General features: G+C 49.6%; 2 protein-coding genes. Both read right to left on the minus strand.

All coding sequences use genetic code 11. From position 1 onward, the window contains the following. A partial coding sequence (locus QEH53_RS24575) for a condensation domain-containing protein (RefSeq protein WP_369426458.1) occupies nt 1–391 on the minus strand: 391 nt, incomplete at its 3' end. After that, nucleotides 388–633, minus strand: a 246-nt coding sequence (locus tag QEH53_RS23930) for a phosphopantetheine-binding protein (RefSeq protein WP_309025760.1), incomplete at its 5' end; no start/stop codon positions are given. The genes QEH53_RS23930 and QEH53_RS24575, both read right to left, overlap by 4 nt.

The raw sequence follows: 633 nt of genomic DNA on the forward strand, positions 1-633 counted from the left end.
CGAAGCGGGTCCTCAAGGACTCGTGGCGAGCCACGACCGCGGACAGCGCACGCTTCAGGGAGGCGACGTCGACGGACCCCTCGAAGCGATGCGCGAAGAGCATGTTGTAGGCGGTGCTGCCCCGCTCGAAGCGGCTCAGAACCCAGAGACGGCGCTGCGCGCTCGAGAGCATATAACGAGAAGTAGTTTCAACTGGATTGATACGACTTCTCAGTTTTTCACTAGAACCAATTAGGCGAGACTTAATTTGATCCCGGTTCTCATCAATCAAACGTTTTTGTTCTTCACTCAGCTTCCCATTTAGCGACGAAAATAATATTTTTCCGTTCTCAACAGAATATCTCAACCCCTGAGAATACAATCGATTGAGTAATAACTCGATATCATTCATAGTTCAAAAATCTCTTTAGCATCCTTGTGAATCAAATTGTTACCAATTCTATTATCTGTGCGAATTCCCAACGATAAGCTACGCGGAGTCCGCCTTGCGAAGAACTCTTCTAACTTTAAATCCAATTCTTCGGATTCAGAGATCATATGCATTGCCCTCACCGCCTTTAGCGAATGCCCGCCAAGGGCGAAGAAGTCGTCGTCGAGACCGACGCGCTCCACCCCCAGGACCTCCGCGTAGAC

This window comes from Pelagicoccus sp. SDUM812002 (assembly GCF_031127835.1).
In the GTDB taxonomy this organism is placed as follows: Bacteria; Verrucomicrobiota; Verrucomicrobiia; order Opitutales; family Opitutaceae; genus Pelagicoccus.